The 519-nt window shown below is 69.9% G+C and carries 1 protein-coding gene; it reads right to left on the reverse strand.

Going from position 1 to position 519, the window contains the following annotated elements; translation table 11 throughout:
• Positions 1–519, reverse strand: a 519-nt coding sequence (locus tag IF06_RS0131785; protein ID WP_036312136.1) for a ketoacyl-synthetase C-terminal extension domain-containing protein, incomplete at both ends; no start/stop codon positions are given.

Here is a 519-nt window from a genome sequence, read left to right on the forward strand (position 1 = left end):
CGCCGCCAGCTCGTCGACGTCCGAGCCCCACACCACCGCGCGATGCTCCAACGCGGCACGGGTCGTCGCCAACGACCACGACACGTCCACCGGCGACAGACCACGACCACGCACGAACGACGCCAACCGCGCCGCCTGACCCACCAGACCCCGCTCCGAACGACCCGACACCACCCACGGCACCGGCACCCCGACCGGTGCGACGGGCGCGACCGATGCCGGAGCGGACTCCGGCTCCGGCTGCTCGATGATCACGTGCGCGTTCGTGCCCGAGATCCCGAACGACGACACACCCGCACGCCGGGGACGTTCCACGCCCGGCCACTGCCGCGAGGCCGTCACCAACTCCACCGCACCCGACGACCAGTCCACATGCGACGACGGCACATCCACGTGCAACGACGCCGGCACCACCCCATACCGCATCGCCAAGACCATCTTGATGATCCCGGCCACCCCCGCAGCCGCCTGCGTATGACCGATGTTCGACTTCACCGACCCCAGCAACAACGGCACATC

Origin of the sequence: Micromonospora globosa, from assembly GCF_000717585.1 — a bacterium.
Lineage (GTDB): Bacteria > Actinomycetota > Actinomycetes > Mycobacteriales > Micromonosporaceae > Micromonospora > Micromonospora aurantiaca.